The 23642-nt window shown below is 41.6% G+C and carries 27 protein-coding genes; 22 read left to right on the top strand and 5 right to left on the bottom strand.

The features are described 5' to 3' along the window. Nucleotides 1–30: 30 nt before the first annotated feature. The 16 genes from dnaX to M0R79_RS08570 all read left to right on the top strand — a co-directional run bounded on the left by dnaX (nucleotide 31) and on the right by M0R79_RS08570 (nucleotide 13523). Entirely contained in the window at nucleotides 31–1959 is a 1929-nt protein-coding gene (gene dnaX, locus M0R79_RS08645; protein WP_248417041.1) for a DNA polymerase III subunit gamma/tau, read from the top strand. Between the two features lie 96 nt (nucleotides 1960–2055). Next, on the top strand, nucleotides 2056–2370 hold the full coding sequence (locus tag M0R79_RS08640) for a YbaB/EbfC family nucleoid-associated protein (protein ID WP_428831969.1): 315 nt from the start codon (nucleotides 2056–2058) through the stop codon (nucleotides 2368–2370). An 18-nt stretch (nucleotides 2371–2388) separates the two neighbouring features. Continuing rightward, entirely contained in the window at nucleotides 2389–2985 is a 597-nt protein-coding gene (gene recR / locus M0R79_RS08635) for a recombination mediator RecR (protein ID WP_092570728.1), read from the top strand. Nucleotides 2986–3006: 21 nt separating this feature from the next. Further along, complete coding sequence (tmk, locus tag M0R79_RS08630; RefSeq protein WP_248417042.1) at nucleotides 3007–3639, top strand: dTMP kinase; 633 nt, start codon at nucleotides 3007–3009, stop codon at nucleotides 3637–3639. Between the two features lie 17 nt (nucleotides 3640–3656). Then, nucleotides 3657–3986, top strand: coding sequence for a cyclic di-AMP receptor DarA (gene darA, locus M0R79_RS08625; RefSeq protein ID WP_092570724.1), 330 nt, complete (start codon nucleotides 3657–3659; stop codon nucleotides 3984–3986). Then, nucleotides 3967–4962 carry a DNA polymerase III delta subunit-related protein gene (locus M0R79_RS08620; RefSeq protein ID WP_259560569.1) on the top strand — a complete coding sequence of 332 codons (996 nt, stop codon included), beginning with the start codon at nucleotides 3967–3969 and terminating at the stop codon, nucleotides 4960–4962. Before darA ends, M0R79_RS08620 begins: the two co-directional genes overlap by 20 nt. A gap of 17 nt (nucleotides 4963–4979) precedes the next feature. Next, on the top strand, nucleotides 4980–5339 hold the full coding sequence (locus M0R79_RS08615) for an initiation control protein YabA (RefSeq protein ID WP_248417044.1): 360 nt from the start codon (nucleotides 4980–4982) through the stop codon (nucleotides 5337–5339). Continuing rightward, a complete protein-coding gene (locus M0R79_RS08610; protein WP_248417045.1) occupies nucleotides 5323–6114 on the top strand; it encodes a tRNA1(Val) (adenine(37)-N6)-methyltransferase in 792 nt (263 codons plus the stop codon). Before M0R79_RS08615 ends, M0R79_RS08610 begins: the two co-directional genes overlap by 17 nt. Then, the gene (locus M0R79_RS08605; RefSeq protein ID WP_248417046.1) at nucleotides 6107–6448 is read left to right on the top strand and encodes a GIY-YIG nuclease family protein; all 342 of its coding nucleotides are present in this window, start codon (nucleotides 6107–6109) and stop codon (nucleotides 6446–6448) included. The genes M0R79_RS08610 and M0R79_RS08605 overlap by 8 nt, the downstream gene beginning before the upstream one ends. Further along, nucleotides 6426–7298, top strand: a complete 873-nt coding sequence (gene rsmI, locus M0R79_RS08600) for a 16S rRNA (cytidine(1402)-2'-O)-methyltransferase (RefSeq protein ID WP_248417047.1) — start codon at nucleotides 6426–6428, stop codon at nucleotides 7296–7298. Before M0R79_RS08605 ends, rsmI begins: the two co-directional genes overlap by 23 nt. Before the next feature lie 17 nt (nucleotides 7299–7315). Next, nucleotides 7316–8320 (top strand): YdcF family protein, encoded by a 1005-nt coding sequence (locus tag M0R79_RS08595; protein ID WP_248417048.1) that lies wholly within the window; start codon nucleotides 7316–7318, stop codon nucleotides 8318–8320. 50 nt (nucleotides 8321–8370) lie between these two features. Beyond that, nucleotides 8371–8874, top strand: coding sequence for an FUSC family protein (locus M0R79_RS08590; protein WP_248417049.1), 504 nt, complete (start codon nucleotides 8371–8373; stop codon nucleotides 8872–8874). 406 nt (nucleotides 8875–9280) lie between these two features. Continuing rightward, nucleotides 9281–9997, top strand: a complete 717-nt coding sequence (locus M0R79_RS08585; RefSeq protein ID WP_248417050.1) for a DUF969 domain-containing protein — start codon at nucleotides 9281–9283, stop codon at nucleotides 9995–9997. Further along, a complete protein-coding gene (locus M0R79_RS08580; RefSeq protein WP_248417051.1) occupies nucleotides 9994–10935 on the top strand; it encodes a DUF979 domain-containing protein in 942 nt (313 codons plus the stop codon). The genes M0R79_RS08585 and M0R79_RS08580 overlap by 4 nt, the downstream gene beginning before the upstream one ends. Before the next feature lie 26 nt (nucleotides 10936–10961). Continuing rightward, on the top strand, nucleotides 10962–11603 hold the full coding sequence (gene pcp / locus M0R79_RS08575; RefSeq protein ID WP_248417052.1) for a pyroglutamyl-peptidase I: 642 nt from the start codon (nucleotides 10962–10964) through the stop codon (nucleotides 11601–11603). 219 nt (nucleotides 11604–11822) lie between these two features. Beyond that, nucleotides 11823–13523 (top strand): alkaline phosphatase, encoded by a 1701-nt coding sequence (locus M0R79_RS08570; RefSeq protein WP_248417053.1) that lies wholly within the window; start codon nucleotides 11823–11825, stop codon nucleotides 13521–13523. Between the two features lie 356 nt (nucleotides 13524–13879). On the opposite strand, the gene mscL is transcribed toward M0R79_RS08570, so the two are convergent. Together mscL and M0R79_RS08560 are read right to left on the bottom strand one after the other, a co-directional pair. Then, nucleotides 13880–14254, bottom strand: coding sequence for a large conductance mechanosensitive channel protein MscL (gene mscL / locus M0R79_RS08565; protein ID WP_248417054.1), 375 nt, complete (start codon nucleotides 14252–14254; stop codon nucleotides 13880–13882). 60 nt (nucleotides 14255–14314) lie between these two features. Further along, the gene (locus M0R79_RS08560) at nucleotides 14315–15442 is read right to left on the bottom strand and encodes an NAD(P)/FAD-dependent oxidoreductase (RefSeq protein WP_248417055.1); all 1128 of its coding nucleotides are present in this window, start codon (nucleotides 15440–15442) and stop codon (nucleotides 14315–14317) included. Between the two features lie 425 nt (nucleotides 15443–15867). Between M0R79_RS08560 and M0R79_RS08555 the strand changes: the two genes are divergently transcribed. Both M0R79_RS08555 and M0R79_RS08550 read left to right on the top strand, forming a co-directional pair. Beyond that, complete coding sequence (locus M0R79_RS08555; protein WP_248417056.1) at nucleotides 15868–16941, top strand: methionine ABC transporter ATP-binding protein; 1074 nt, start codon at nucleotides 15868–15870, stop codon at nucleotides 16939–16941. Beyond that, on the top strand, nucleotides 16938–17636 hold the full coding sequence (locus M0R79_RS08550) for a methionine ABC transporter permease (protein ID WP_248417057.1): 699 nt from the start codon (nucleotides 16938–16940) through the stop codon (nucleotides 17634–17636). The genes M0R79_RS08555 and M0R79_RS08550 overlap by 4 nt, the downstream gene beginning before the upstream one ends. 48 nt (nucleotides 17637–17684) lie before the next feature. Here the strand turns inward: M0R79_RS08550 and M0R79_RS08545 are convergent, their stop codons facing one another. Together M0R79_RS08545 and M0R79_RS08540 are read right to left on the bottom strand one after the other, a co-directional pair. Continuing rightward, nucleotides 17685–19082, bottom strand: a complete 1398-nt coding sequence (locus M0R79_RS08545; protein WP_248417058.1) for an HD domain-containing protein — start codon at nucleotides 19080–19082, stop codon at nucleotides 17685–17687. A 37-nt stretch (nucleotides 19083–19119) separates the two neighbouring features. Further along, nucleotides 19120–19929 carry a lipoate--protein ligase family protein gene (locus tag M0R79_RS08540; RefSeq protein ID WP_248417059.1) on the bottom strand — a complete coding sequence of 270 codons (810 nt, stop codon included), beginning with the start codon at nucleotides 19927–19929 and terminating at the stop codon, nucleotides 19120–19122. 83 nt (nucleotides 19930–20012) lie between these two features. Between M0R79_RS08540 and M0R79_RS08535 the strand changes: the two genes are divergently transcribed. The 4 genes from M0R79_RS08535 (at nucleotide 20013) to msrC (ending at nucleotide 23000) form a co-directional block, all read left to right on the top strand. Continuing rightward, nucleotides 20013–20414 carry a DUF1934 family protein gene (locus tag M0R79_RS08535; protein ID WP_248417060.1) on the top strand — a complete coding sequence of 134 codons (402 nt, stop codon included), beginning with the start codon at nucleotides 20013–20015 and terminating at the stop codon, nucleotides 20412–20414. A 37-nt stretch (nucleotides 20415–20451) separates the two neighbouring features. Next, entirely contained in the window at nucleotides 20452–21111 is a 660-nt protein-coding gene (gene rpoE, locus M0R79_RS08530) for a DNA-directed RNA polymerase subunit delta (protein WP_248417061.1), read from the top strand. A 173-nt stretch (nucleotides 21112–21284) separates the two neighbouring features. Then, entirely contained in the window at nucleotides 21285–22142 is an 858-nt protein-coding gene (gene fba / locus M0R79_RS08525) for a class II fructose-1,6-bisphosphate aldolase (RefSeq protein ID WP_248417062.1), read from the top strand. 405 nt (nucleotides 22143–22547) lie between these two features. Continuing rightward, nucleotides 22548–23000 carry a free L-methionine (R)-S-oxide reductase MsrC gene (gene msrC / locus M0R79_RS08520; protein ID WP_248417063.1) on the top strand — a complete coding sequence of 151 codons (453 nt, stop codon included), beginning with the start codon at nucleotides 22548–22550 and terminating at the stop codon, nucleotides 22998–23000. Here the strand turns inward: msrC and M0R79_RS08515 are convergent, their stop codons facing one another. Then, a complete protein-coding gene (locus M0R79_RS08515; protein ID WP_248417064.1) occupies nucleotides 23001–23558 on the bottom strand; it encodes a hypothetical protein in 558 nt (185 codons plus the stop codon). Between the last annotated feature and the right edge of the window lie 84 nt (nucleotides 23559–23642).

Here is a 23642-nt window from a genome sequence, read left to right as displayed (position 1 = left end):
AAGAAGAGAAGAAAGAAGGTGGGCAAGAGCATGAGTTATCAAGCGTTATATCGGGTCTGGCGGCCACAGAGTTTCGATGAATTGGTTGGCCAGAATGTCATTACAGAAACGTTAAAGAATGCAGTTGCTAACCAGCAGATTAGTCATGCTTATTTATTTACCGGCCCGCGCGGAACTGGGAAGACCAGTGCCGCTAAAATTTTCGCTAAGGCGATTAATTGTCCGAACCAAGTCGATGGCAATCCTTGTAACCATTGCCAGATGTGTCAGGCGATCACTCAAGGACAATTAAGTGATGTGGTTGAAATTGATGCGGCTTCTAATAATGGGGTCGACGAGATTCGTAATCTACGTGACAATGTGCGTTATGCCGCCAGTCAAGCTAGATATAAGGTTTATATCATTGACGAAGTGCACATGTTAACGACCGGGGCTTTTAACGCTTTGTTAAAAACCTTAGAAGAACCTCCAGAAGGTGTAATATTTATCTTAGCGACAACTGAACCGCACAAAATTCCAGCCACAATTATTTCCAGAACACAGCGGTTTGATTTTAAGCGCATCAGTCAAGCGAGTCTGGTCAAACAAATGGAGAAGATTTTGCAATCTGATCAGATTGACTATCAAGATGAGGCTCTGCAAGTTATTGCTCGGGCAGCCAATGGGGGAATGCGCGATAGCCTGAGTCTTTTGGATCAAGTTCTATCATATCAACCTAATCAGGTGGATTTGACTTCGGCGCTAGAAGTTTCGGGGAGCCTCGATCAATTGGCTTTTGTCGATTATTTATTGGCTTTATACCATCATCAGACCGACCAAGCACTACAAGTGTTGAAGGAACAGCGGCAAGCAGGCAAGCAGGCCAATCGCTTTATTGAAGAATTGATTCTATTTGCCCGTGATGTCTTGCTGACGAACTATGCCGAAGTGAATCAGACCTTACTGAGCTTAGAAGAGCTTGAACCCTTGCGCCAAGAAATTCCAGAAAGTTTCTATTATTATTTAATAGATCAACTCAATGAAGTTCAGAATAAAATGCGTTTTGCCAGCCAGTCCGATTTATATGTTGAAGTGATGACCATCCAATTGGCTCAAGTTGAGCATGGCCAGGAGAATAGTCAGGCTGGAACAGCTTCTTCAGCCCAGGTCAATGCCCTCGTAGAGAATTTAACTCAAGAATTAGCCCGAGTTAAAGCTCAGGTCCAACAGTTAACGACTCAAATTGAAAAACAAGATGTCCGCTTAGCCAATGAAGTCCAATTATTAGAGGACGAAACTAGAGACCAAGATAGCGAGAAGCCTATTCAACGCCAACCGCGGAAACGACCGCAATTTAGTCAAGCCGTCTATCAATGTCGGCCTCAAGAGATTTACCATATCTTAAATATAGCGACCCATCAGGATATTGGTCGAGTTAAACAGGGCTGGGAAGGCATTATCAATCACTTATCCCCCCAAGATCGCGTTAAGTTTACCGGTGTTCAGCCGATTGCTGCCGGGCCCGAATGGCTCTTGCTGTCTTTTAGTTCGGCAACGATGGCGGGAACGGTGCAGAATAACACAGACCTACTTCAAGCCCTCTACCAGAGTTCTAAGCGTGAGCTAGATCAAGGTTACTACCCTTTGATTATCGCAGAAAAGGACTGGCGTCAAGTTCGGAGCGACTATACTGTTCTACGTAAATCCAACCAGGGTCAAGCTATCGAACTGGCAGATGAGGTCTATCAAGAGTTACAAGCCTTAAAACAAAAGATTGACCAGGATGAACCGACTGATCGTGAAGACAAATATATTCATCAAGCGACTTCGGTATCAGAAAGCGAAGCGGATGCTTTAACGGAAGATGACCAAGATCAAGGAGATTATCCTGGAGAAGATGCTCCTGATGAAGTGCCTGAAGTGGTCAGCAAGGCGATTGATTTATTTGGCGAGGATAAAGTAAATATCTTCTATCAATAGGAAGCGACAGATAAATTTATGACCCTTCTACCAAAAATATGTTAAAATAACAATTAACTTTTCGATAAAAATTAAGGAGGCATGATGATGCGCGGAATGGGAAATATGGGGAATATGCAAGGTATGATGCAAAAGATGCAAAAAATGCAAAAAGAAATGCAAAAAACTCAAGCGGAGATTGAAGCAAGTGTTTTTGAAGTTTCTGACAGTCAAAATTTAGTTACCGTTAAAATCACCGGTAAAAAAGAAATTGTAGAATTAGTCATTAATGAGGCCTTAGTCGACCCAGATGATATTGAAATGTTGCAAGACTTAGTTCTAGCCACAGTGAATCAAGCGATTCAAAAAGTAGAAACGACTCAAGAAGAAAAATTAGGGAAATTTACAGCAGGTTTGAATTTACCTTTTTAAGAGAGAGCAGGTGTGTCAATGCAGTATCCAGCCCCGATTGCTAAATTAATCAATAGCTTCACCAAATTACCAGGGATTGGGCCGAAGTCTGCAGCTCGCTATGCTTTCCATGTCTTAGAAATGCGAGAAGCTGATGTACTTGAATTCGCTCAGAATTTAATCAATGCTAAGCGAGATTTAAAGTACTGTAGTATTTGTGGCAATATTACTGATGTGGATCCTTGTTTAATTTGTCAGGATGCGCAACGAGACCGTTCACAAGTACTGGTGGTTGAGGATACCCGAGATGTCATCTCTTTAGAACGAATGCAGGAATATCGCGGTCTTTACCATGTCCTTCACGGCGTGCTTTCGCCGATGGAAGGGAAAGGCCCCGAAGATTTAAACATCACTCAATTACTGAAACGATTACAGGATGAAGAGATTCAAGAAGTCATCATCGCAACCAATGCGACCGCTGAAGGTGAAGCTACCGCTATGTATTTGGCCCGCTTATTGAAACCGGCGGGGATTAAGGTGACTCGCTTGGCTCATGGATTGGCCGTCGGATCAGATATTGAATATGCTGACGAGATGACTTTATATCGAGCCATTGAAGGACGTAGAGAACTATAATAAATGATGGGAAGGGCGTATATGACTGTAGGTAAATTTATAAGCATTGAAGGACCTGATGGTTCAGGAAAAACCAGTGTCTTACAAAAAATTCGTCAAGAATTAGAGGCGCGCGGTTACCCTCTAGTGACGACTCGAGAGCCCGGAGGAAGCCCGATTGCTGAACAGATTCGCGAGATTATTCTCGACGTGGATAATACTAAGATGGATGGACGAACGGAAGCTTTATTATTTGCTGCTCAGCGTCGTCAGCATATGGTAGAACGGATTCTTCCCAATTTAGAAGCTGGGAAACTTGTAATCTCAGATCGTTTTGTTCATAGTTCTTTAGCCTATCAAGGTGTGGCACGGGATATTACTTTGGCGGAGATTTGGCAAATTAATCAATTTGCGATTCAGAATCATTATCCAGATTTAATCTTATTGATTGATGTGCCAGCTGAAGTTGGTTTACGCCGGATTTATGCCGCCCGGGGGCAACGTCAATTCGATCGTTTGGATCAAGAAGATGTGCGCTTTCATCATAAGGTTCGTCAAGCCTTCCTTAATCTGGCTCAGGAAGATCCCCGAATGGTTGTTGTCGATGGTCAAGAGGAAATCGAACGAGTTGCTGAGAAATGTATTCAAATAATGGAACAACGCGAATTAATCTAAAAAGGAGAGAGACCACAATGAAACTGATTATTGCCATTGTTCAAGATGATGATGAGGTCGTATTAAATCAAGCGTTTCAAGAGAATAGAATACGGGCAACAAAACTTTCAACGACAGGTGGCTTTCTGAAATCAGGAAATACTACCTTTATTGTTGGGATTGACGATGATAAAGTCGATCAAGTCTTGTCTATTATCAAAGATTGTTCTAAACGTCGTCAACAATATGTTCCGCTACCAACGAATTATGATGTTGATTTCGATATGTCACAATCATTCCCGGTTCAGGTTGATGTAGGCGGAGCGACGGTCTTTGTGCTACCGGTTGATGGTTTCTATCAATACTAATATGGATCTAAGCATTCAACAAACTTGGCCCGAACAAGTCCGTTTTATGGAACGGGTGCTGACTGAAAAGCGTTTAGCCCATGCCTATGCTTTTACCGGACTTGACCAAGCAGGTAAAGAGGCATTGATTGAAATGATTCTCCAAGCTCTCGTCGCCGAAGATATGAATCAGGCTAGTCCCGAAAACATTCAACAAACCTATCAACGCATTGCTGATAAGCAATTTCCCGATGTCTATTACTTAAAACCTGAAGGCCAATCGCTAAAGGTTGATCAAATCCGACATTTAAAAGAATGGTTGGCCACCAGTCCGGTTGAAGCCAACTTTAAGATGGCGGTAATTGAGCAAGCTGATTTGATGAATACGTCAGCGGCCAATGCGCTCTTGACATTCTTAGAGGAACCGACAGCCAATGTCTATCTGATTCTTCTGTGTCCAGATATGGATAAATTATTGCCGACCATCCAATCCCGAGTCCAAGAGTTAAATTTCCCTCGACAAAGGATGGCCCAGCATATGCTGTTGGCCGATGATCAAGAGATACTCACTTCGCATCAAGAGGTCTTACAGGCTCTACCTTACGAGATCAGTCAAGATATCTTAATCGATTATCAGGCGGAAACCTTTGGCAAGTGGTTGGAGGCCTATAACCAGTTCTACCAACGTTTGATTGCTAAAGATTCTTTGGCGATGGTTCAAGTTCAGTTACAGTTGAAGCCTTTCTTATCAGTTAAGCAGAGTTTACAAGGGCTAGAATATCTCTGGTTATTAAATTATAGTCTATTGAAGCAGGACTATGCCGCGACAGAGACATTCAGTCCTTACTTTATTCAACAAATCCATCAATCGGCTCAATATCAGGTGGAAGATGTCTTGAAGCTTAATCAATATTTATTAAATTGTAAACAAAAAATATTAGCGAATGTCAGCCCGCAATTAGCTTTTGAGCAATTAGCTATTCGAACTATTCGTTAATTAAAGGTGTGATTACTATGGAACATGAAGAAGTCTTTGAAATTATAGAGCGGGCCGAGCGACAAATGCTCGATTTAAGTGATTCGGTGGCTAACCTAAGGAAAGAGCTCCTGCATTTAATTGAGGAAAATAATCAACTACGTATGTCAAACCATGACTTACACGATCTCATCTTAAATCAATCCCAAGCAGCGCCGAATCAAACGAATCAAGCAGATTTAGTAAACAGTTCCCAACAAAAAAACCAGGCCAGTTCACGCCTGCAGTCCTATTATGATGAAGGCATCCATGTTTGCCACCAGTTATTTGGTGCCCGCCGGGAGACTGGTGAAGAATGTATTTTGTGTTTAGGAGTCCTCGATGAACTTAAGAAATAAACAAATAATCAATCAAACTGAATCGTTAGCCAATCCTTGGCTAAAATCACCTCAAGAACGTATTGATTGTTTCAAACGTGAAGCGATTCAGTTAATTCAAAGTCCAGAATACTTTACCATGTCGCTTGATGCGATTCTGCTGGCTGATTTTATCCAATTACCTCAAAAACGTCATTTCCGTTACATGGATTTTTGTAGTGGTCATGGCGTTATTCCTTTATTATTGTCTGCACGCACTGATGAACCATTGGTGGGGGTAGAGATTCAACCTGCTTTAGTCGATATGGCCCGGCGCAGTATTGGTTTAAACGGTCTAGACCAGCAAATTAAAATGATAGAGTCGGACTTATTAGAGCTTCCCTTAGCAGACTGGCAAGGGATGGATGTGATTTCATGTAACCCACCATTCTTTGTAGTCGATCATTCGAATGCCATTCATCATTTGGATAGTCATGCCCTGGCCCGTCACGAGATTGCTCTGACCTTGGATCAATGGGTCCGTCAAGCGAGTCGGATGCTGAAGACTAAAGGGAAATTATTCTTTGTCCACCGACCTGACCGACTCGATGATATTATCGAAGTTCTATTGCGCTATCATTTTTCCCTAAATCGTCTAAAATTTATTTATCCAAAGCAGGGACAGTTGGCTAATATGATCCTAGTCGAAGCCATCTATTATGGGGGACGTCAAGGGGTCAAAGTGGAGCCGCCTTTGGTCGTTCATCAAGCGGATAATTCTTACACACCAGAAATGATGGCGATTTATTATGATTGAAAAAGGGCATTACTTCTATGTATTATATTGTAAGGATGATAGTCTGTACGCCGGTTATACCAATGATTTAGAACAGCGCTTGGCCACCCATAATGCAGGTCAGGGCGCTAAGTATACGCGGCCTCAAAGCAGACGTCCTTTGAAATTAATCTATGCGGAGCTGTGGCCTAGTCAGCGCCAAGCTATGCAACAGGAGTATCGCTTCAAACAATTTAGAAGATTGAAGAAAGAAGCTTATCTAAATCAGTATCGCTGTCGACCTTTAAGTGATAAAGAATTTATTCTTAGAAATTGGAAGGAGCTGAGACTGAGTGCAGATTCAACAGAGTTTTAAGTTGCAAGAAGAGATGGGTAGCCTGTATCTAGTTCCTACCCCGATTGGTAATTTGGAAGATATGACTTATCGAGCAGTCAGGGTACTTCAAGAAGTGGACCTAATTCTGGCTGAGGATACGCGTAATAGTGGCGTCCTCTTGCAACACTATCAAATTAGTACGCCAATGAATTCTTTCCATGATCATTCGGATCCGCAGAAAGTTGATCGATTAGTTGAGGGTCTACAAGCCGGGGCAGCCTATGCCTTGATTTCTGATGCGGGCATGCCTTTAATTAATGATCCAGGTCATCCGCTGGTTCAAGCTTGTATTGCTCAACACATTCCCGTGGTGGCTTTACCCGGAGCCAATGCCGCCTTGACCGCTTTGATTGCTTCCGGTCTAGCAGCAGATCGCTTTACCTACTATGGTTTCTTTCCGCGAAAAGGTTCAGATCAAGATCAGGTGTTGGCTGAAGTGGGTCAGGGTTCAGGAACGGCCATTTTCTATGAATCACCACATCGGATTCATAAGACCGTCAAAAAACTTCAAGAGCAACTTGCTGAATCGACTCAATTAGTACTGGGTCGCGAGTTAACCAAAAAATTTGAAACCTATATCCGTGGCGATGTCCAATCGATAGAGCGCTGGTTGGGTGATCAGACATTGAAGGGTGAATTAGTTCTCTTAATTGAATCAGGACAAGCCAAGCATAGTGAATTTGAAACCATTAGCGCGCTTTCACTGGCAGAGCAAGTTCAACAAATCATCGATAGCCAAGCTTGCACGCCTACTCAAGCGATCAAAAAAGTAGCAAAACTCAATCAACTGTCTAGAAATCAGGTTTATGCGGCCTATCATCAGTTATGAAAGAAATGGGGGATAAGATGATATTATATGGGGTTGGCTTTGTTTTTGTCGGCCTATTGATCTTAAGTCTTATCTTTCCCAAACTTCCACTCCCGCCTACGGTGTGTGGTCTCTATGCTTTGACCAGCTTTATGTTGGGACTTTTGAAATATTCAAACCTTAAATTTATTTTTATGGTCCGCTATTTCTTCTATTTAATTGCTGGCTTTACTATGGGTTTTATTCCTTTAATCTTGATTTTGCTGGCGCTGCTGATTTTTTTGAAATGGGAGCATCAGCAAGCTGCTTGGTGGTTGAAGCTTTTTGATCTGATTGTGATTGTTGCTTTTCTGGGGATTTCAGCGGTGACCTATTGGGCAGTATTTAATTTGAACCGAGAAAGTTTTAATCTCTTCATAAGTAGCTATAGTCTGATTACTATGTATTTTTTATCGAGCTTTCTAAGTTTTGTTCTGATTAATCAAATTATTCATTATTGGCATTATCATCGTGACTATGGCACCTTGATTATTCTCGGATTGAAGCTGGAGAAACAGAATGAAGTTCCGGAACTCTTATTGCGTCGTTTGGATAAGGCCATTCAAATTTATCGCCAGCAAGTCGATAGAAAGACGATTCAACCACAAATTATTGTTTCAGGCGGCGTTGTTGGTCATATTGATCAGTCCGAAGCCTTTATGATGAAGGATTATTTATTGAGTCGGGGAATCCCAGCTGAGCAAATTGTGATGGAAGATGATGCTTTAAATACCAATCAGAATCTGACGCTTTCGCAAGATTTAATTGAAGAATACTGTTTACAAGAACCTATTCTGATCGTTACGAGTCGTTTTCATTTACTGCGGACCTCTTTCTTAGCTCGGCGTTTAGCCATTCGGGTCTATCTAGTGGGTTCGCTTTCTACCTTACAATTATGGCCCTATCAGATCGTTCGCGAATATTTGGCTTATTTTATCCTGACCAAGGGTTGGCATTTCTTTTATCTTGTTTTCCTGATTATTTATAGCCTAATATATAATTAGTCAGCCGGCTCAGGCTAACTATAACTTTAAGCAAAAGGGCGTGAGTGCACATGACATCTCAATACTGGCGCATCGGCTGGCGTACGTTAAAGACCCTCTTAGCAGTCTATCTTTGTTTACAAATTGACCATTTTCGTCCTGGAGGTATCCCTTTCTATTCAGCGATTGCCGCCATCTATTGTATGCAAGGCAGTCCGCAATCAAGTTGGCAGGGAGCCAAACATCGTGAGCTGGCTACGGTCGTTGGAGGATTATGGGGGATGGCCTTTATCTTTGTCGAGCACCAGTATCTGAGGAATTGGTCGCTAGAATATCGTGAAATCGCACTGACCCTTATGCTCATTCCCATTATTCAATTTTCAATTTGGATTAAGCGGACCAAGGCGACCTTCTTAATGTGCGTCGTGTTTTTAAGTGTTACCTTGAGTCATGGTTATGATGAGGCGCCAATTTTGTTTGCCTTTAACCGTATTTTAGATACCAGTATTGGCATTATTACGGCCTTATTAGTCAACTATCTCTTACCCTCTCCCCAAGTTAAAAGCGAAGAATAAGTCCAAGAACTTTGCTAACTTCCTTGATGCTAATTTATCTAATCGCTGTCATCAATAAAATATAAACATGAGATAATCCGAGTTACTGTGGCCAAGCCTTATAAACAAGAGGCAGGTGTTGACAGTGATTCGGATTTTTTTGTCGAGGGATTCAAGAGGGAAGGTTTGCCTGAGTAAGTGGGTTGATTGCCAAGCGAAGAGCAGACATATTATTATTGAAACATTGCGAATAGTTAGAAATATAAGTCAGTCTCCTTTGCTTATATAACAGTATTTCGATCGATGATAATAAATGAGAAAGCTTACCATGATATTTTAAGAAACTTAAGGATATTAACAGACTTTTACCCAGAAATAATTTATAATGGTTAACTATAACAGAGATTGTTTATGAAAGGATGAGGATATGGAACTGATCAAATTGATTGGGGTTTTAATTGTTGTCCTAGGTTTCATTTTTAAGGTGGATACCATCGCGACTGTCGTCGTAGCCGGAGTGGTTACCGGACTTGTTGCAAATCAAACACCGATGGAAATTCTAGAGATTTTAGGCAAGGCTTTTGTCGATAATCGTTTTGCGACTTTATTCGTGTTAACGATTCCGGCGGTAGCCCTACTTGAACGCTATGGTTTGAAGGAGAAAGCGGTCGACTTTATTTCACGCTTTAAGAATGCGACCACAGGTTCGATTCTTAGCTTGTACTTAGTCATACGGTCGTTATCAGCGGCATTTTCCATGCGGATTGGTGGACATGCGACCTTTATTCGTCCCCTAATTTCACCAATGGCTCAAGCAGCGACCCAGGCCCGTTATGGCGAAGTACCCGAAGATATTATTGATGATATTAAGGGTCAGAGTGGGGCGGTGGAGAATTATGGAAACTTCTATGCTCAGAACGTCTTTATGGGTGCTGCTGGAACCTTATTAATTGTTTCAACCTTAAATGAACAAGGTTTCAAGGAAGTCAATGCTCAGAATATTGCCGAATGGTCGATTCCAATCGCAGTGATTGCCGTATTTGTAGGCGGATTCTTCTTCTGGCTCCATGACCAAAAGATTAAACAACGCCTGGATCAACAATCACCAGCAAGTCATCAAAGTGAAGGGAGTGAAGATGAATGACTGAAGCACAATGGGCCACGCTATCTGCTCAAGTCGCTGAATTCTTTTATTCATTGATTGCCTTAGTCTTCTTAGCTTTAGGGATCTATTGTTTGAAAGTAATTCCTTCTTGGAAGCGGTACACCACTTTCTTATTTTGGGCTTTATTAGCCTTTGCCTTTGCTTTTGGCAATTTGTTCCCAGCTTGGGTGACTGGAGTGATTATTATTATTATCGCTATCCTTACCTTTATTAAAGGGGTGATTGCGGCTCCTCATCAATCGGCGAGTGATGAAGAAGTTCGTAGTAATGCGGATCGAATTGGTTTCAAGATATTTATCCCTGCCTTAGTTATTGCCTTGGGAGCGTTTGTGGTCGCTAAGTTTGTCCCTGGTTTGGGTGCGAATAATGCCATCGGGGTGTCAGCAATTCTAGGTTTAATCGCTAGCTTCTTAATTACGCGCTCTAAACCAGCGACTGCTGTCAATGAAGGACTTCGCTTGTTAGACAGTGTCGGCACGACCGGAATCTTACCTCAATTGCTTGCTGCTTTGGGTGCAGTCTTTACAGCCGCTGGCGTGGGGACGGTCATTGCAAATTATGTCGCAGTGCTCATTCCTGATGGCTCTAAATTTATGGCAGCCGCCGTCTATTGTATTGGGATGGCCCTCTTCACCATGATTATGGGGAATGGCTTTGCCGCTTTCTCAGTGATTACGGTAGGGATTGGCATTCCTTTCTTGATCAATCAAGGGGCCGACCCGGTGGTTGTGGGTGCTTTAGGATTGACGGCCGGCTACTGCGGAACCCTATTAACGCCGATGGCTGCTAACTTTAATATTATGCCCGTCGCTTTACTGGAGATGAAAAATGAGTATGGTATTATTAAAGCACAAGCCGGTGTGGCCATTACCTTACTAATTGTTCACATCTTGCTATTGTACTTTTTTGCCTTCTAATTTGAGAAAGAGAGGACCTAATCATCATGAAAATTTTATTAACAGCTTTTGACCCATTTGGCAATGAATCGATTAATCCAGCGCTAGAAGCGGTTAAGAAAGTAAATCCTGACCATATTGATGCGGAAATTGTTAAATTAGAAGTCCCTACCGTCTTTCACAAAGCGATTGAAGTGGTCGCTGATAAAATTCGGAGCGAGCAACCGGATGTGGTCTTAGCGATTGGTCAAGCTGGCGGTCGATATGAAATTACCCCCGAACGGGTAGCCATCAATCAAGATGATGCCCGAATTGAAGACAACGAAGGAAATCAACCGATTGACGTGCCAATTTTTGAAGATGGACAAGCGGCTTATTTTGCCAGTGTGCCGATTAAAGCGATGGTAGAAGCAGTAAAAGCGGCTGGTGTTCCTGCGTCTGTATCGAATTCGGCCGGAACTTTTGTGTGCAACCACTTAATGTATGGAATTCTTTACACTTTGGCTAAAGAGTTACCTGAAGCTCGCGGCGGATTTGTTCATGTTCCTTTTATCCCTGAACAAGTTGTAAACAAACCTAACCAACCCTCAATGGCTTTGGCAGATATTACGAAGGGGATCGAAGCCTGCTTACAAGCGATTGTAGCCAATGATCAAGATATTAAAAAAGAAGGCGGAGCGATTGCTTAGGCTTTGACATTTGAATAGACCAAGATGAAGGATTCAGTTTGAGGACTGAGTCCTTTTTAGTTAGGGCTAAGTGGGTTATAATGTAAACATTACGATTGTGAACGAGTTAACATATTCTTTACAAATAATTTACGCTATATTTACCTGTCCTTTACTTAATATTTACATTGCCACCCTATAATAGAATCCGTAACAAAATATTAAGTTGGGGGAAAGAAAATGAAAAAAAGTTTAGTAAAGAAGATTGTGAGCGTGTCAGCCGTTTCTCTAATGGGATTATCTACTTTAGCCTCAAGTGTAAGTCAAATTGCCGCTGAAGATACAACGAGTGAAGTTGCTGAAAGCCAAGCCGAAGAAACTTCTGGTGAAGAAACCTCTGAAGCAGCTTCCGAAGAAAGCAGCCAAGCATCAAGTGAAAGTCTACCCATCATCAAATTGCCAGAAGATCGTCCATTAAAAGAAGATTACTCCTTGGTCAATGAGAATCAAGCTAAATATGTTTTCTTATTTATCGGTGATGGTATGGGAGTTATGCCCGTATCTGCTGCTGAACAATATCAAGGTTTAATGGATAATCAAGATATTAAACCAACCAACATGAACTTTACTGATTTTCCAGTTATTGGTTTACAATCTCCTTATGATTGTCACTCATTCATTCCAGACTCAGCTTCAACCGCGACTGCCTTTGGAGCCGGAAATAAAACTGTCTCAAATACCATTGGTTTAAATAAAGATTTCACCGAAGCCTCTGAATCATCTGCAGAGAAAGCTAAGAAACATGGTAAATCAGTAGGTATTATTTCAACCGTGACCTTAAACCATGCAACACCAGCCGCTTTCTACGCCAATGTTGAAAGTCGTAAATCTTACTATGAAATCGGTCTACAATTAGCGGATAGCGACTTCGATTATATTGCCGGTGGATCACTTGGTGACCGTACGGGTGAGAATGAAGATCAAAAAGACTTATTCGATATTATGAAAGAAAAAGGCTACACCATCGCCGAAACTAAAGAAGATTTCGATAAAATCAATAAAGATTCTGAAAAAGTTTACGCCGTTTCAGAAAACTTACAAGATAGCGGATCAATGACTTATGCTTTAGACCGTAAAGAAGGCGAACAAACATTAGCAGATATGGTTGCTAAAGGAATTGAAGTCATGGGTGACGATGAAAATGGCTTCTTCATGATGGCTGAATCTGGCAAGATTGATTGGTCTGAACATGCTAATGACTCTAAAACAACTATCCATGAAGTAATTGATTTCCAAGATGCCATTCAAAAAGCCGTTGATTTCTACAATGAACATCCAGAAGATACTTTAATCGTGGTCACTGCCGACCATGCGACAGGTGGTTTCACTATCGGAAATGGTATGACAGGTTATGAAACTTACTATAATATCTTAGAAGCTCAAAAAGATTCACAAGTTGCTTTTGATGCTAAATTTGAAGCAGCAGTTGAAAAGAACCAAGAATTGAAATTCGAAGATACTTTCGAAATGATTAAAGAGAGTTTCGGTCTTGAAATTGACAAAGATAATCTTCAACCAATGATGTCAACCAAAGAACGTTATGAAGCTTCACAAAGTGAAGACTTTAACCCATACTTAGTCAATGAAGAAGAATACAAACGTCTGGAAGAAGCCTTTAATTTAACCCTTAATACCGTAGAAGGTGCTGGCGGAGCAGCTGAAGCTGGTTATCTATATGGTGGCTATAACCCAATTTCAATCACTTGTACGCGTATTTTAGGTGAAAAAGCGGGTCTAACTTGGACAACGACAGACCACTCTGGCGATAAAGTTCCAGTTTACGCTTTAGGTGCTGGTGCTCAAATGTTTGATGGTGAATTTGATAATATTGATATTTCACTTCGCATCAATGCGGCGATGGGCATCCCAAATAACGATTAATAAAGCAGCTGAATTAAATCAAGATTAATAGTTTTAAGCAAAAACTATCCCAGGATGTCTACTGAAAGATCGCAATTGCGATTGGATCTGCAGACATTCTGGGATTTTTATGTTGCTAATAAGTATTGAAGCCAGTCTTTTATACTAAATGATTCTGGTCAAGAGTGTAGTCACTAGAATGATTACGCCTGAATTTCCTGATTATCAGTTAGCGTCAATTTTGCAAGTTGCTAGCCAACTTGATCAACCAATCTATACATAAATTACATATTGAAAGGTGAAGAGAAATCAAAAAAAGAAGCCAGCGACAAATCTGTCGACCGGCTTCCCAGGTTGTGTGGAGAAAGCATTTAGGTTTATTTTTGTTTTAATTCTGCGAGGATTTGTTCTAATAGTTCAGTTTCACTAGGTCCACTTGGTTCTTCATCAGGAGCCACAATTTTCTTATGTTGAGCTTTTTCAAGGGCTTTTAATGTGAGGTACAAGAATATGGCAATAAGAATAAAGTTAATAATAGCTTGTAAGAAAAGTCCAATCCCAATCGTCGCGCTGCCGACTTTAAATGAAAGGCCAGAAACATCAGCGGCACCTGTAATCGAAACAATTAATGGCATAAAAATATCATCAACTAAACTAGTAACAATCGCTGTAAACGCTGAACCCATAATTAAACCGGTTGCTAGAGAGACAATCGAATCATTGGCGATAAATCCTTTAAATTCTTTCCACATATTATATCCACCTTTCTGTTTATATTATATCACAGTTGCAAGTGATGGCTAGTAAAGCGATTATATTTTTTGAATATATTTTTCAATGGCAAAAGCTTGTGGGTCAATGGTCCAGCGACCTGTTTGTATCAATTGGGCCCATTGATAAGCCAAATAAGGTCCCGAGGTTAGGCCGGAAGAACCTAAGCCGGAGATAGCCCATACATTTTTGAGATCTGGGACTTGGCCGACCAAGACGCCATAATCTGAGCTATGAGTTCGGGTGCCAACTTTACATTGATGAAGCGGATAACCGGCTAAATCGGGTGCCCACTGTAGGCCTTCCTGTCTTAAGTTTTCTAAACTTTGTCGATCAATTTGCAAATCGAAGCCGGCTTCATCTTCGTGGGTTGCTCCGAAAGTAATCGTGCCATCGGCGAATGGAATCAGATCGACCTGACCAAAAGGCATGATGACTGGCCAAGTGTTATCCTTCCAGTCAGGATGATAGAGGTTGAACAGTTGTCCTTTCTGGGCCTGGAGATCGACTTGGTAACCCAGGGGAGCCAAGAGTTCTTTTAACCAAGCACCTGGACTGAGTAGCAGGCTGTCATAAGTTTGGCTTTCTCCAGCTTGAATTTGAACCGCGACCGATGAATTAGTTCGGGCGATAAGTTTAGCTTTCTGCCGAATAATCTGACAACCCATTGATTGACTTGCATCTTGTAATGCTTGAACGAGTTGATCACCATGGACACGAGCTCCACCTTCCACCCAAAGTCCGCCATAAGCGCTTTGGAGCCAAGGAACGCGGGCTTCAATTTCAGCTGGGCTTAATGCATAGACTTGACCAATTAGAGGACTTTGTTGGCGTTTATGGACAGCTTTCTTCAAATCATCTTCGATGCGACTTTGTTTGCGGCGAATAAGGATGGCGCCGGCCTGGTGATAGATAGCCTGACTTTGTTGACCGTCACTTTCTAAGTCGGCCATTAATTTAGGGTAGAATTCTGCGCCTTGTGAGACCAGAAAATACCAAGCTTTATTGCGTCGCAACGAGAACCAGGGACAGATAATACCGGCTGCTGCTCGACTGGCTTGACCGATCCCTTCATCATATAAATCTACTGGGTAGCCTGCTTTACTCAGGTAATAGGCGGCCGTTGAACCAACGATGCCAGCCCCGATAATGGCGATACGCTTGTGCATTAAATTCTCCTTAATATGTTTGATGATAAGTCTATTTTAGAATAGTTGGTCTAACTTGCAAAGCCAGTGAACGATTATTTACTAGAAAGTAATCGGTTTTAGCTAATAAGTGATTTAGATTATGGTAAAAGGATTGACAAGACCTGGCTTGACCGCTATGATAGGGACAATATTTCATTAAACGCATTGAAGTGGAGAGAAGACCTGATCTTGGGTAGAGAGCTTACGTAGGGTGAAAGTAAGTCAAGTAGGGTTGGAAGATGGCCATGGAGCGGCTAGCTAGCCTTTGAGCTGGGCGGACGGCATCGACTGTTATCGATTGAGGTTAGGCTTATTTTCTGAGCTTTAACGAATTAAGGTGGTACCACGGGAACACTCGTCCTTTTGAGGATGGAGTGTATTTTTTTATTTAAGGAGGTAAAGCAATGATAGATTTGAAACATATTGATGTGGTTTTTCAACAGAAAGACCAGGTGATTAAAGCAGTAAATGATGTGACCATTCATATTGAGCCAGGAGAAATCTATGGCATTGTCGGCTATTCAGGAGCGGGAAAGAGTACTTTAGTGCGCACGATTAACTTATTACAAATCCCCAGCCAAGGAGAAGTAATCGTGAATGGTAAAGATATGCTTAGTCTTAGTCCCAAAGAATTAAGGCAAGCGCGAACAAAGATCGGGATGATTTTTCAACATTTTAATTTGATGGAGTCGCGTACGATCTTTGAGAATGTGGCTTATCCACTACGCCATAGTGGTTTATCCAAGGCAGAAATTGCCCGTAAAGTTGCAGAATTGTTGGATTTGGTGGGCTTAAGACAGAAGTCTAATAATTACCCTAAGCAATTATCGGGTGGTCAAAAGCAAAGAGTGGCCATTGCCCGAGCTCTAGCGAATGATCCTGCTATTCTACTGTGTGATGAAGCGACCTCAGCTTTGGATCCAAAGACGACCCAAGATATTTTGGCTCTGTTGCGTCAATTAAATCGTGAACTGAATATAACCATTGTAATTATTACTCATGAAATGAATGTCGTCAAAGACCTCTGTCATCGTATTGCGGTGATGGAAGATGGTCGGGTTCTAGAACAAGGACGGACCTTAGATATTTTTGCCCGGCCAAAAGAAGATTTGACCCGGGAATTTATTAATACGGCGACTCATTTTGACCAAGAGATTGAAGTTGTCCTCAACCATCCTTCAACCAAGGCCCTTACCGACCAAGGCAATTTATACCGCTTATCCTATGTCGGCGATGCCACGACGCAACCATTTATGGGTCAAGTGATGAAGCGTTTTGGGGTAGAGGTCAATATTCTTTATGGTCATGTTGAGATTATTCAGTCAGTGCCAACGGGGAACCTGTTGGTGGCCCTGCGCGGAGATACAGACCAGATTGACCAGGCCTTGACCTATTTAAAAGAACACCAAGTAGGGGTTCAAACGATGCAAGAACTGATTTATACCTACTTACAAAAGGAAGGAGTGGATGAAGCATGAACTATGTCTTAAGTTTCAGCCAATGGATGGAGACGTGGCTACCAAATGCATGGAAATTGAGAGATGACTTCATTGAAGCTAGCTGGGAAACCTTGTTTATGCTAGGTCTTTCCACCTTAGTTGGCGGTTTCTTTGGCTTAATTCTTGGGATTATTATGACAGTCACAGGACCGGGAGGTATTTTGGAGAATCGCTGGCTATATAATTTACTCGACGGTTTGGTAAATATTATGCGCTCAATTCCTTTCATTATTATGTTGGCTCTCTTGATTAATGTTACCCGGGGGATTGTGGGTACAACGATTGGGCCAGCAGCGGCCTGTGTACCGATTATTTTTTCGACGGTACCTTTCTTTGCTCGTCAAGTGGAGATCGCCCTATTAGAAGTTGAACCAGGGGTCATAGAAGCTGCTCAAGCGATGGGTTCTAGTCCTTTAGAAATTATTGGCCGGGTCTATTTACGTGAAGGTCTGCCTGCACTCTTACGGGTCAGCGCTTCAACGGTGATCAATATCTTAGGTTTGACTGCCATGGCCGGCTCAGTTGGCGGGGGTGGTCTAGGAACCATGGCCATTGCCAAGGGTTATCAACGGAGTCGCTTTGATGTAATCATGGTGGCAACGATCCTGATATTGCTGATTGTATTCTTAACCCAATTAATCTTTAATTGGCTGATCAAAAAAGTTCAACATTAACCAACAAAACCGGCCCTGTGATAGGACCGGTTTTCCATTCTGTGTTTCTTAAAAGAGGCGTTGCTGAATATGATAAGTTACATCGTTGGTTTCTTCAGCATAGGCGGTTAAGATAATTCGCTGGTTGTCGCTTAATTCTTCAGGTGCTAGCGAGAGAATATGGTGGATGATTTCTCGCGGATAATATAAGCGTTGATCACCGAGTTGTTTACCATTGATCGATTGGATTAACATCGATACTTGCGAGAGTTCGACAATTTGGTTCATTTTGGTGATTAATTCAATTCTGGTTTTTTGAGAACTGGTTAAAGATTGGCTATCGTCATAAGGTTGGTCAAGACTAGTATTTAAGCCGAAATAATATTCGGGATCGAAATGCATAGCTCGCAGTTCATCTTGGAGAGCCGTAGTTAATTCTTGAACTTCATCAGCGACGACTAAGAGCGACTTGAAAGGCTTTCGGTTGAGGACGCGGTAACATAAATCACTTAGAATGGCATCTTGGTCATCTAACCAGTGAGAGAAATAAGAAATAACCGTGTGGTCGTCTAATTTGAGATAATCTGTCAAGGTCCAATTCCCTTGGAAGAAAGGGGCAAGAATGCCAGCCGGATGACTCAAGCAATCAGGATGATGTAGATAGAGATATTTTGCTCGGGTAAACAAATTATGAATGACTTCTTCCATGCCCCGTGACACCGGGTGGAAATAAACTTGCATATACATTTGATAGCGACTAATGATATAATCTTCAACCGCGTGCATGCCCGAGAAATCAAAGACAATTCGCCCATCATAAGGACGGATAACACGGACGATTCGAGTCAGATCATATTTCCCGTAAGAGACGCCAGCATAAAAAGCATCGCGGAGCAAATAATCCATCCGATCGGCATCAATCTGACTGGAAATAAGTTGAACGACCTGTTGATTAGGATAGGTCTTGTTGATAACACTGGCTACTTTGGCTGGGAAATCGGCGCCCATCTGCCGCAGGATTTGGTTAACTTCAGTGTCGCTTGAGAGAATAATTTCTTGGGTGATTTGTTCATGGTCAGTATTAAAGATGCCTTCGAAGGTATGGGAGAAGGGACCATGACCAAGATCATGTAGGAGCGCCGCACAGAGGGCAACTAAGCGTTCAGAATCATCCCAAAGGCCATCGCCAGCTTCTTTAGTCGGATAATTTCGGACGAAATTATTAATAATACGCCGGGTAATTTCGTATACACCCAAGGAATGGTTGAAACGAGAATGCTCTGCCCCGTGAAAAGTATATTGGGAAGCGCCCAGTTGTTTAATCCGCCGCAGTCGTTGAAATTCACGCGTGTCAATCAATTGGAGAATAATTCGGTCGCGGATATGGATATAATTATGGACAGGATCGCGGAAGACTTTCTCTCGCTGTAGAACTTGGGCTTGGTAGCGCTCTTGATAAGTTTGCATAAGAACCTCCATTGCTCTTGATAAGTTGAATATTGGATTAACTAGACGGATGAAGTTGTTTTTGGGCCTGGCTCAAAGCATCTTGCCAACTATCAGCTTCGATAGCTAAGATAGATTCCTTAGCAAATACAATTTTATCTTGCAAAAGCCGGTTAAAATCGGCCAGAGTAAATTCTTCTGCCAAGAAATCGGACAGATTGGCCATAGAATGAGGGTCAACATTTGGGTAGCTGGTATCGGCTTGGCCTCGTTGGTAGAATGCTTTCATCAATTGGCCGCGACCTTCCTGGTCGCCATTTAAAGAGAGATAGGCTGCTGTGGTTACTCCATTACGAAAGCGCCGTTGAGCCAAGCCACCGATTTTCTTGTTTTGGATAATGAGATCATATTTACCTGGGCAATAAGAGTTCGCCATTTCATAAGCTTCTATCCTTAGCGGATAATCCTCGAAGATATATTGAATGAGCTCAACAAATTGCTGATAAGCTTGATCAATGTTTAAATTTTGATATCGGCTGTCTTGTATCAGTGAGAGATTCACAATTCCTGGATCACAGACTATGCCAAGGCCGCCATGAGGCCGAACGAGCACTTGATAATTTTGCGCTTGCAAGAATTGGCGTGCTTCTTTATAATTTGGCAGACGCGTATCTTTAGCCCCTAAGAGGACGGTTGCTTTTTGAATTGGATAGGCATGGATAATTTTATGCTCTGCTGGCTGAGTCGCTAAGTCATGGATGGTGGGAAGATAACGAATTAAAGCAGTTTCGTAAGTCAAAGACGTTAATGCATCTTCTTGCGACTTAAGACAAAACCATCGGCTTTGAGCATCTGGCACGAAAGACATATGAAAACTCCTTGCTAGTAAATCTTTGTTATAATTATAGCAAATTTACATTCGATTCATAGAAAGGATTCAAAAGTTATTTCATGAAACATCTTATTCGACCGATTGAAGTGGAACAAAAGATTAATTATCAAGTTGAAGGACAGGATCGCTTCAAATATCAAAGAAAGGCTGAGCATTATCAACTCAGGACTTATGACAAGTTGGTCTTTGAAGATTACAATTATCAACCGATTCAGATAAAATGGTGGACTGAAGGGGAAGATCAGCTGGAATGGGTTGAAATCCAACAGCAAGCAGGGAAACTATGTTTTAATTTAGCTCAGAAGTTGACTAATCCTTATCAAACTCCTCAAGGAGTTTGGCTCCTTGAAAGTACAACCCATAAACTTGATTTAAGCCAAGGGATCGAGATTCATTATTCACTAAATCTAGGCCAACAAAGCTTAGGGATCTATGAATTTCAATTGATTTTTAAAGATTAAGAAGGTAATATAAAAGAGCGAGGAAGGATGTGCCCAAATGGAATTGAAGAAGTTCGCAGGACAAAATAAAGAAGAATTATCGATGGTCGAAGTTGCCCATGCACTATTAGAAGAAACGGGCGAGGTATATGATTTTACCCAGTTATTAGTGACCATCCAAGAATATCTTGAAATAAGTGAAGAAGATTTAGAAAAGCGTATGGCACGATTCTATACAGATATCAACATTGATGGTCGTTTTATTTCTTTGGGAGAGAATCGTTGGGGCTTAAGAGCTTGGTATCCGATTGATTCAATTGATGAAGAAATTGTCGGTACGATTGATGATGAAGATCTACCCCGTCGACGCCGCCGGAAGAAAACCAACAAAATCAATGCCTTCGGTGATGGCGAAGATATTATCGACTATAATGAGGATGATCCTGAAGATATTGATGATATCTACGATGAAGATTATGAACTTGAAGATGACGAAGATGAAGAAGATGATGAATTAGAAGGTCTAACCGAAATCGAAGACGAAGATGAAGAAGATCCTGAATTGAAAGATTATGCAGGTGATCTTTCTGAATTTGGTGACGATGAGATTGACTTAGAATCGGATACTTCTTTTGAAGACGAAGATGATGAATTCTTCGATGAAGAGGAAGATGAGACTGAAGAAGAAGTCCTTCCAGAGGAAAGCGAAGAAGAATAAGATTCAATCCCTTGTAGGGGCTAAGCTGTTAGTCAACCTATGAGGGTTTTTTATTTGATCAATTTTCATTCATAACTATAAGTCTAGATTGCTTAATGAATCTATTGGCCTTTAAGGGTGGGGTAGAGTATAATTAAACCATACTAGATGAATTCAATATAGGAGGACAAAGAATGACTCGTTTAATTAATAGCGTCGAAATGTTACGTAAAGCTAAAGAAGGCCAATATGCGGTCGGTCAATTTAATATTAATAACTTAGAATGGACCCAAGCCGTACTTCAAGCAGCTCAAGAAAATAATTCTCCAATCATCTTAGGTGTTTCTGAAGGAGCCGGAAAATATATGGGTGGCCCTAAAGTGGTTGCAGCCATGGTAAATGCTTTAATGGAAACAATGGATATTACCGTTCCTGTCGCTTTGCATCTAGACCATGGATCCTCATTTGAAAGTTGTAAAGCAGCGATTGATGCGGGCTATACTTCAGTGATGATTGATGGCTCACATCATCCCATTGATGAAAATATTGAAATGACCAAACAAGTGGTCGATTATGCTCACCAACGCAATGTCTCTGTAGAAGGAGAAGTAGGTACGGTCGGTGGCCAAGAAGACGGAGTCATCGGTGGCATTAAATATGCTGACTTAGATGAATGTGTGCGGATGGTCAAAGAGGCCGGTATTGATTCATTAGCAGCGGCTCTTGGATCTGTTCATGGAACTTATGATGGCGAACCTGTCTTAGGCTTCAAAGAAATGGAAGATATTTCTCAAGCAACCGATACGCCATTGGTTCTTCATGGCGGTTCTGGTATTCCTGAACATCAAGTCAAGAAAGCCATTGAATTAGGTCATGCCAAGATTAATGTCAATACAGAATTACAACAGCAATGGACCAAGGCGGTTCGTGAGAAATTAAACTCAGATGCAAAAGTTTATGATCCACGTAAAATTATTGCACCAGGGAAAGAAGCCATTGTTAAAACAACCAAAGAAACCATGGATATGTTTGGTTCAAGTCAAAAAGCTTAATCCGGCTTTAAACCCTACAGCCACAACACTTCAATAAAATATTATCATCCAAAGGGGCAAGAAAAGGACAACTCAAACAAGTTGTCCTTTTCCTGCCCCTATTTTATGGGTCTATGATGTGTAAGTGTTGGTGATCATTACCAGCATTTTTAGCCATTCAAAAAACTCTTGATCTCGTCCATGATGTAAGTACCACCAAACACATAGAAAGAGTGATCACGAGCTATACTACTATTATAAGGGTAAGAGGTATTATAAGGGTAAGAGGCTTAAATTAAAAGGGTTATCCTAATATAAAACGGGTCTTGACGATTTCTCATGTCTTGAGTCCTGACAATCATCGATTATTGACAAGTCAAAGTGGCTTAGTTAAGCTTAAGTAATCAAAAACAAAGAGGTGGAAGTATGGATTCAAGTTTAATTCAACAGGTCGAAGCAATGATTGCCGGTGAGGGAAACTATATTGCCAACCTGGCCAACGTCTCGGCCTTAATCAATCAACTCGCTAGTAATATTAACTGGGTTGGTTTTTATTTCTATGAAGCGGAATCGGATCAATTGGTGCTCGGCCCCTTTCAAGGGAAACCGGCTTGTATTCGAATCAATGCGAATCAAGGAGTCTGTGGCACCGCCTTTGCTCACAATGAAAGCCAGCGGGTTGCCGATGTCCATCAATTTCCCGGACATATTGCCTGTGATGCCGCTTCGCAATCTGAGTTGGTGATCCCTTTTCGCTTAAACAATGGGGTTCGTGGGGTCTTTGACTTAGATGCACCGATTCCGAATCGCTTTAGCCAACAAGATCAAGCGGTTCTCCAAGAATGTGTTCGTGTGCTTGAACACCATAACCATTATTAATTAGAGCTTCTTTTTTGGATGACGATCGACCACGTCTTGATTGTTAGCTAGCGCACTGGCCCCTTTGTCAGTCAATTCATAGGATCGAAGAGGGATTGCTTGATCGAGTTCTTCTTCGCTATAGTGTTCGAGTATGGCCTCTTTTAAAGAGGCTTTATTCATTTTACTTAAACCTTTGACTCCTTTTGTTTTAAGTAAGCCCTTTAGGATAGGGGCGGCGATATGATCTAGGGATTGGGCAGCGGATAGTTCTCGAGCGTAAGCTTCTGCTAAGAGCATTTTTAAACTGGCTGAGCAATCAATCCCATAATCATATTCGAAATATTTGGGTGTCCAGGAATCGCTGGTATAAGTTCCTAAACTAATCCGCCAGAGTAGGATAATGTCGCCAGGTAAGAGGCCTTCGGCAGTTCGAGTCATATTGCGCTTGCTTACCAGAGAGGCTGTGCCAATCTTCACTTTTCTTAGCCAGTCTTCTAAGGGTCTTTCAGGGGAAATATAAGGGATTTCTGGATAATCTTGGTACAATATTTGTATTTCTTGAGGATATGTAGGCATGATTTGAGGCTCCTTTCTTTTATTGTATTATAAACTTCTCTGCTTTTAACTACTAGGGGAGTATGTTAGAATTAGAGATATTAA

This window comes from Ignavigranum ruoffiae, assembly GCF_023195815.2.
Classification (GTDB): Bacteria; Bacillota; Bacilli; order Lactobacillales; family Aerococcaceae; genus Ignavigranum; species Ignavigranum ruoffiae.
The sequence above is the reverse complement of the archived record's forward strand: the minus strand, read 5'-3'. Positions and strand labels throughout refer to the sequence as shown.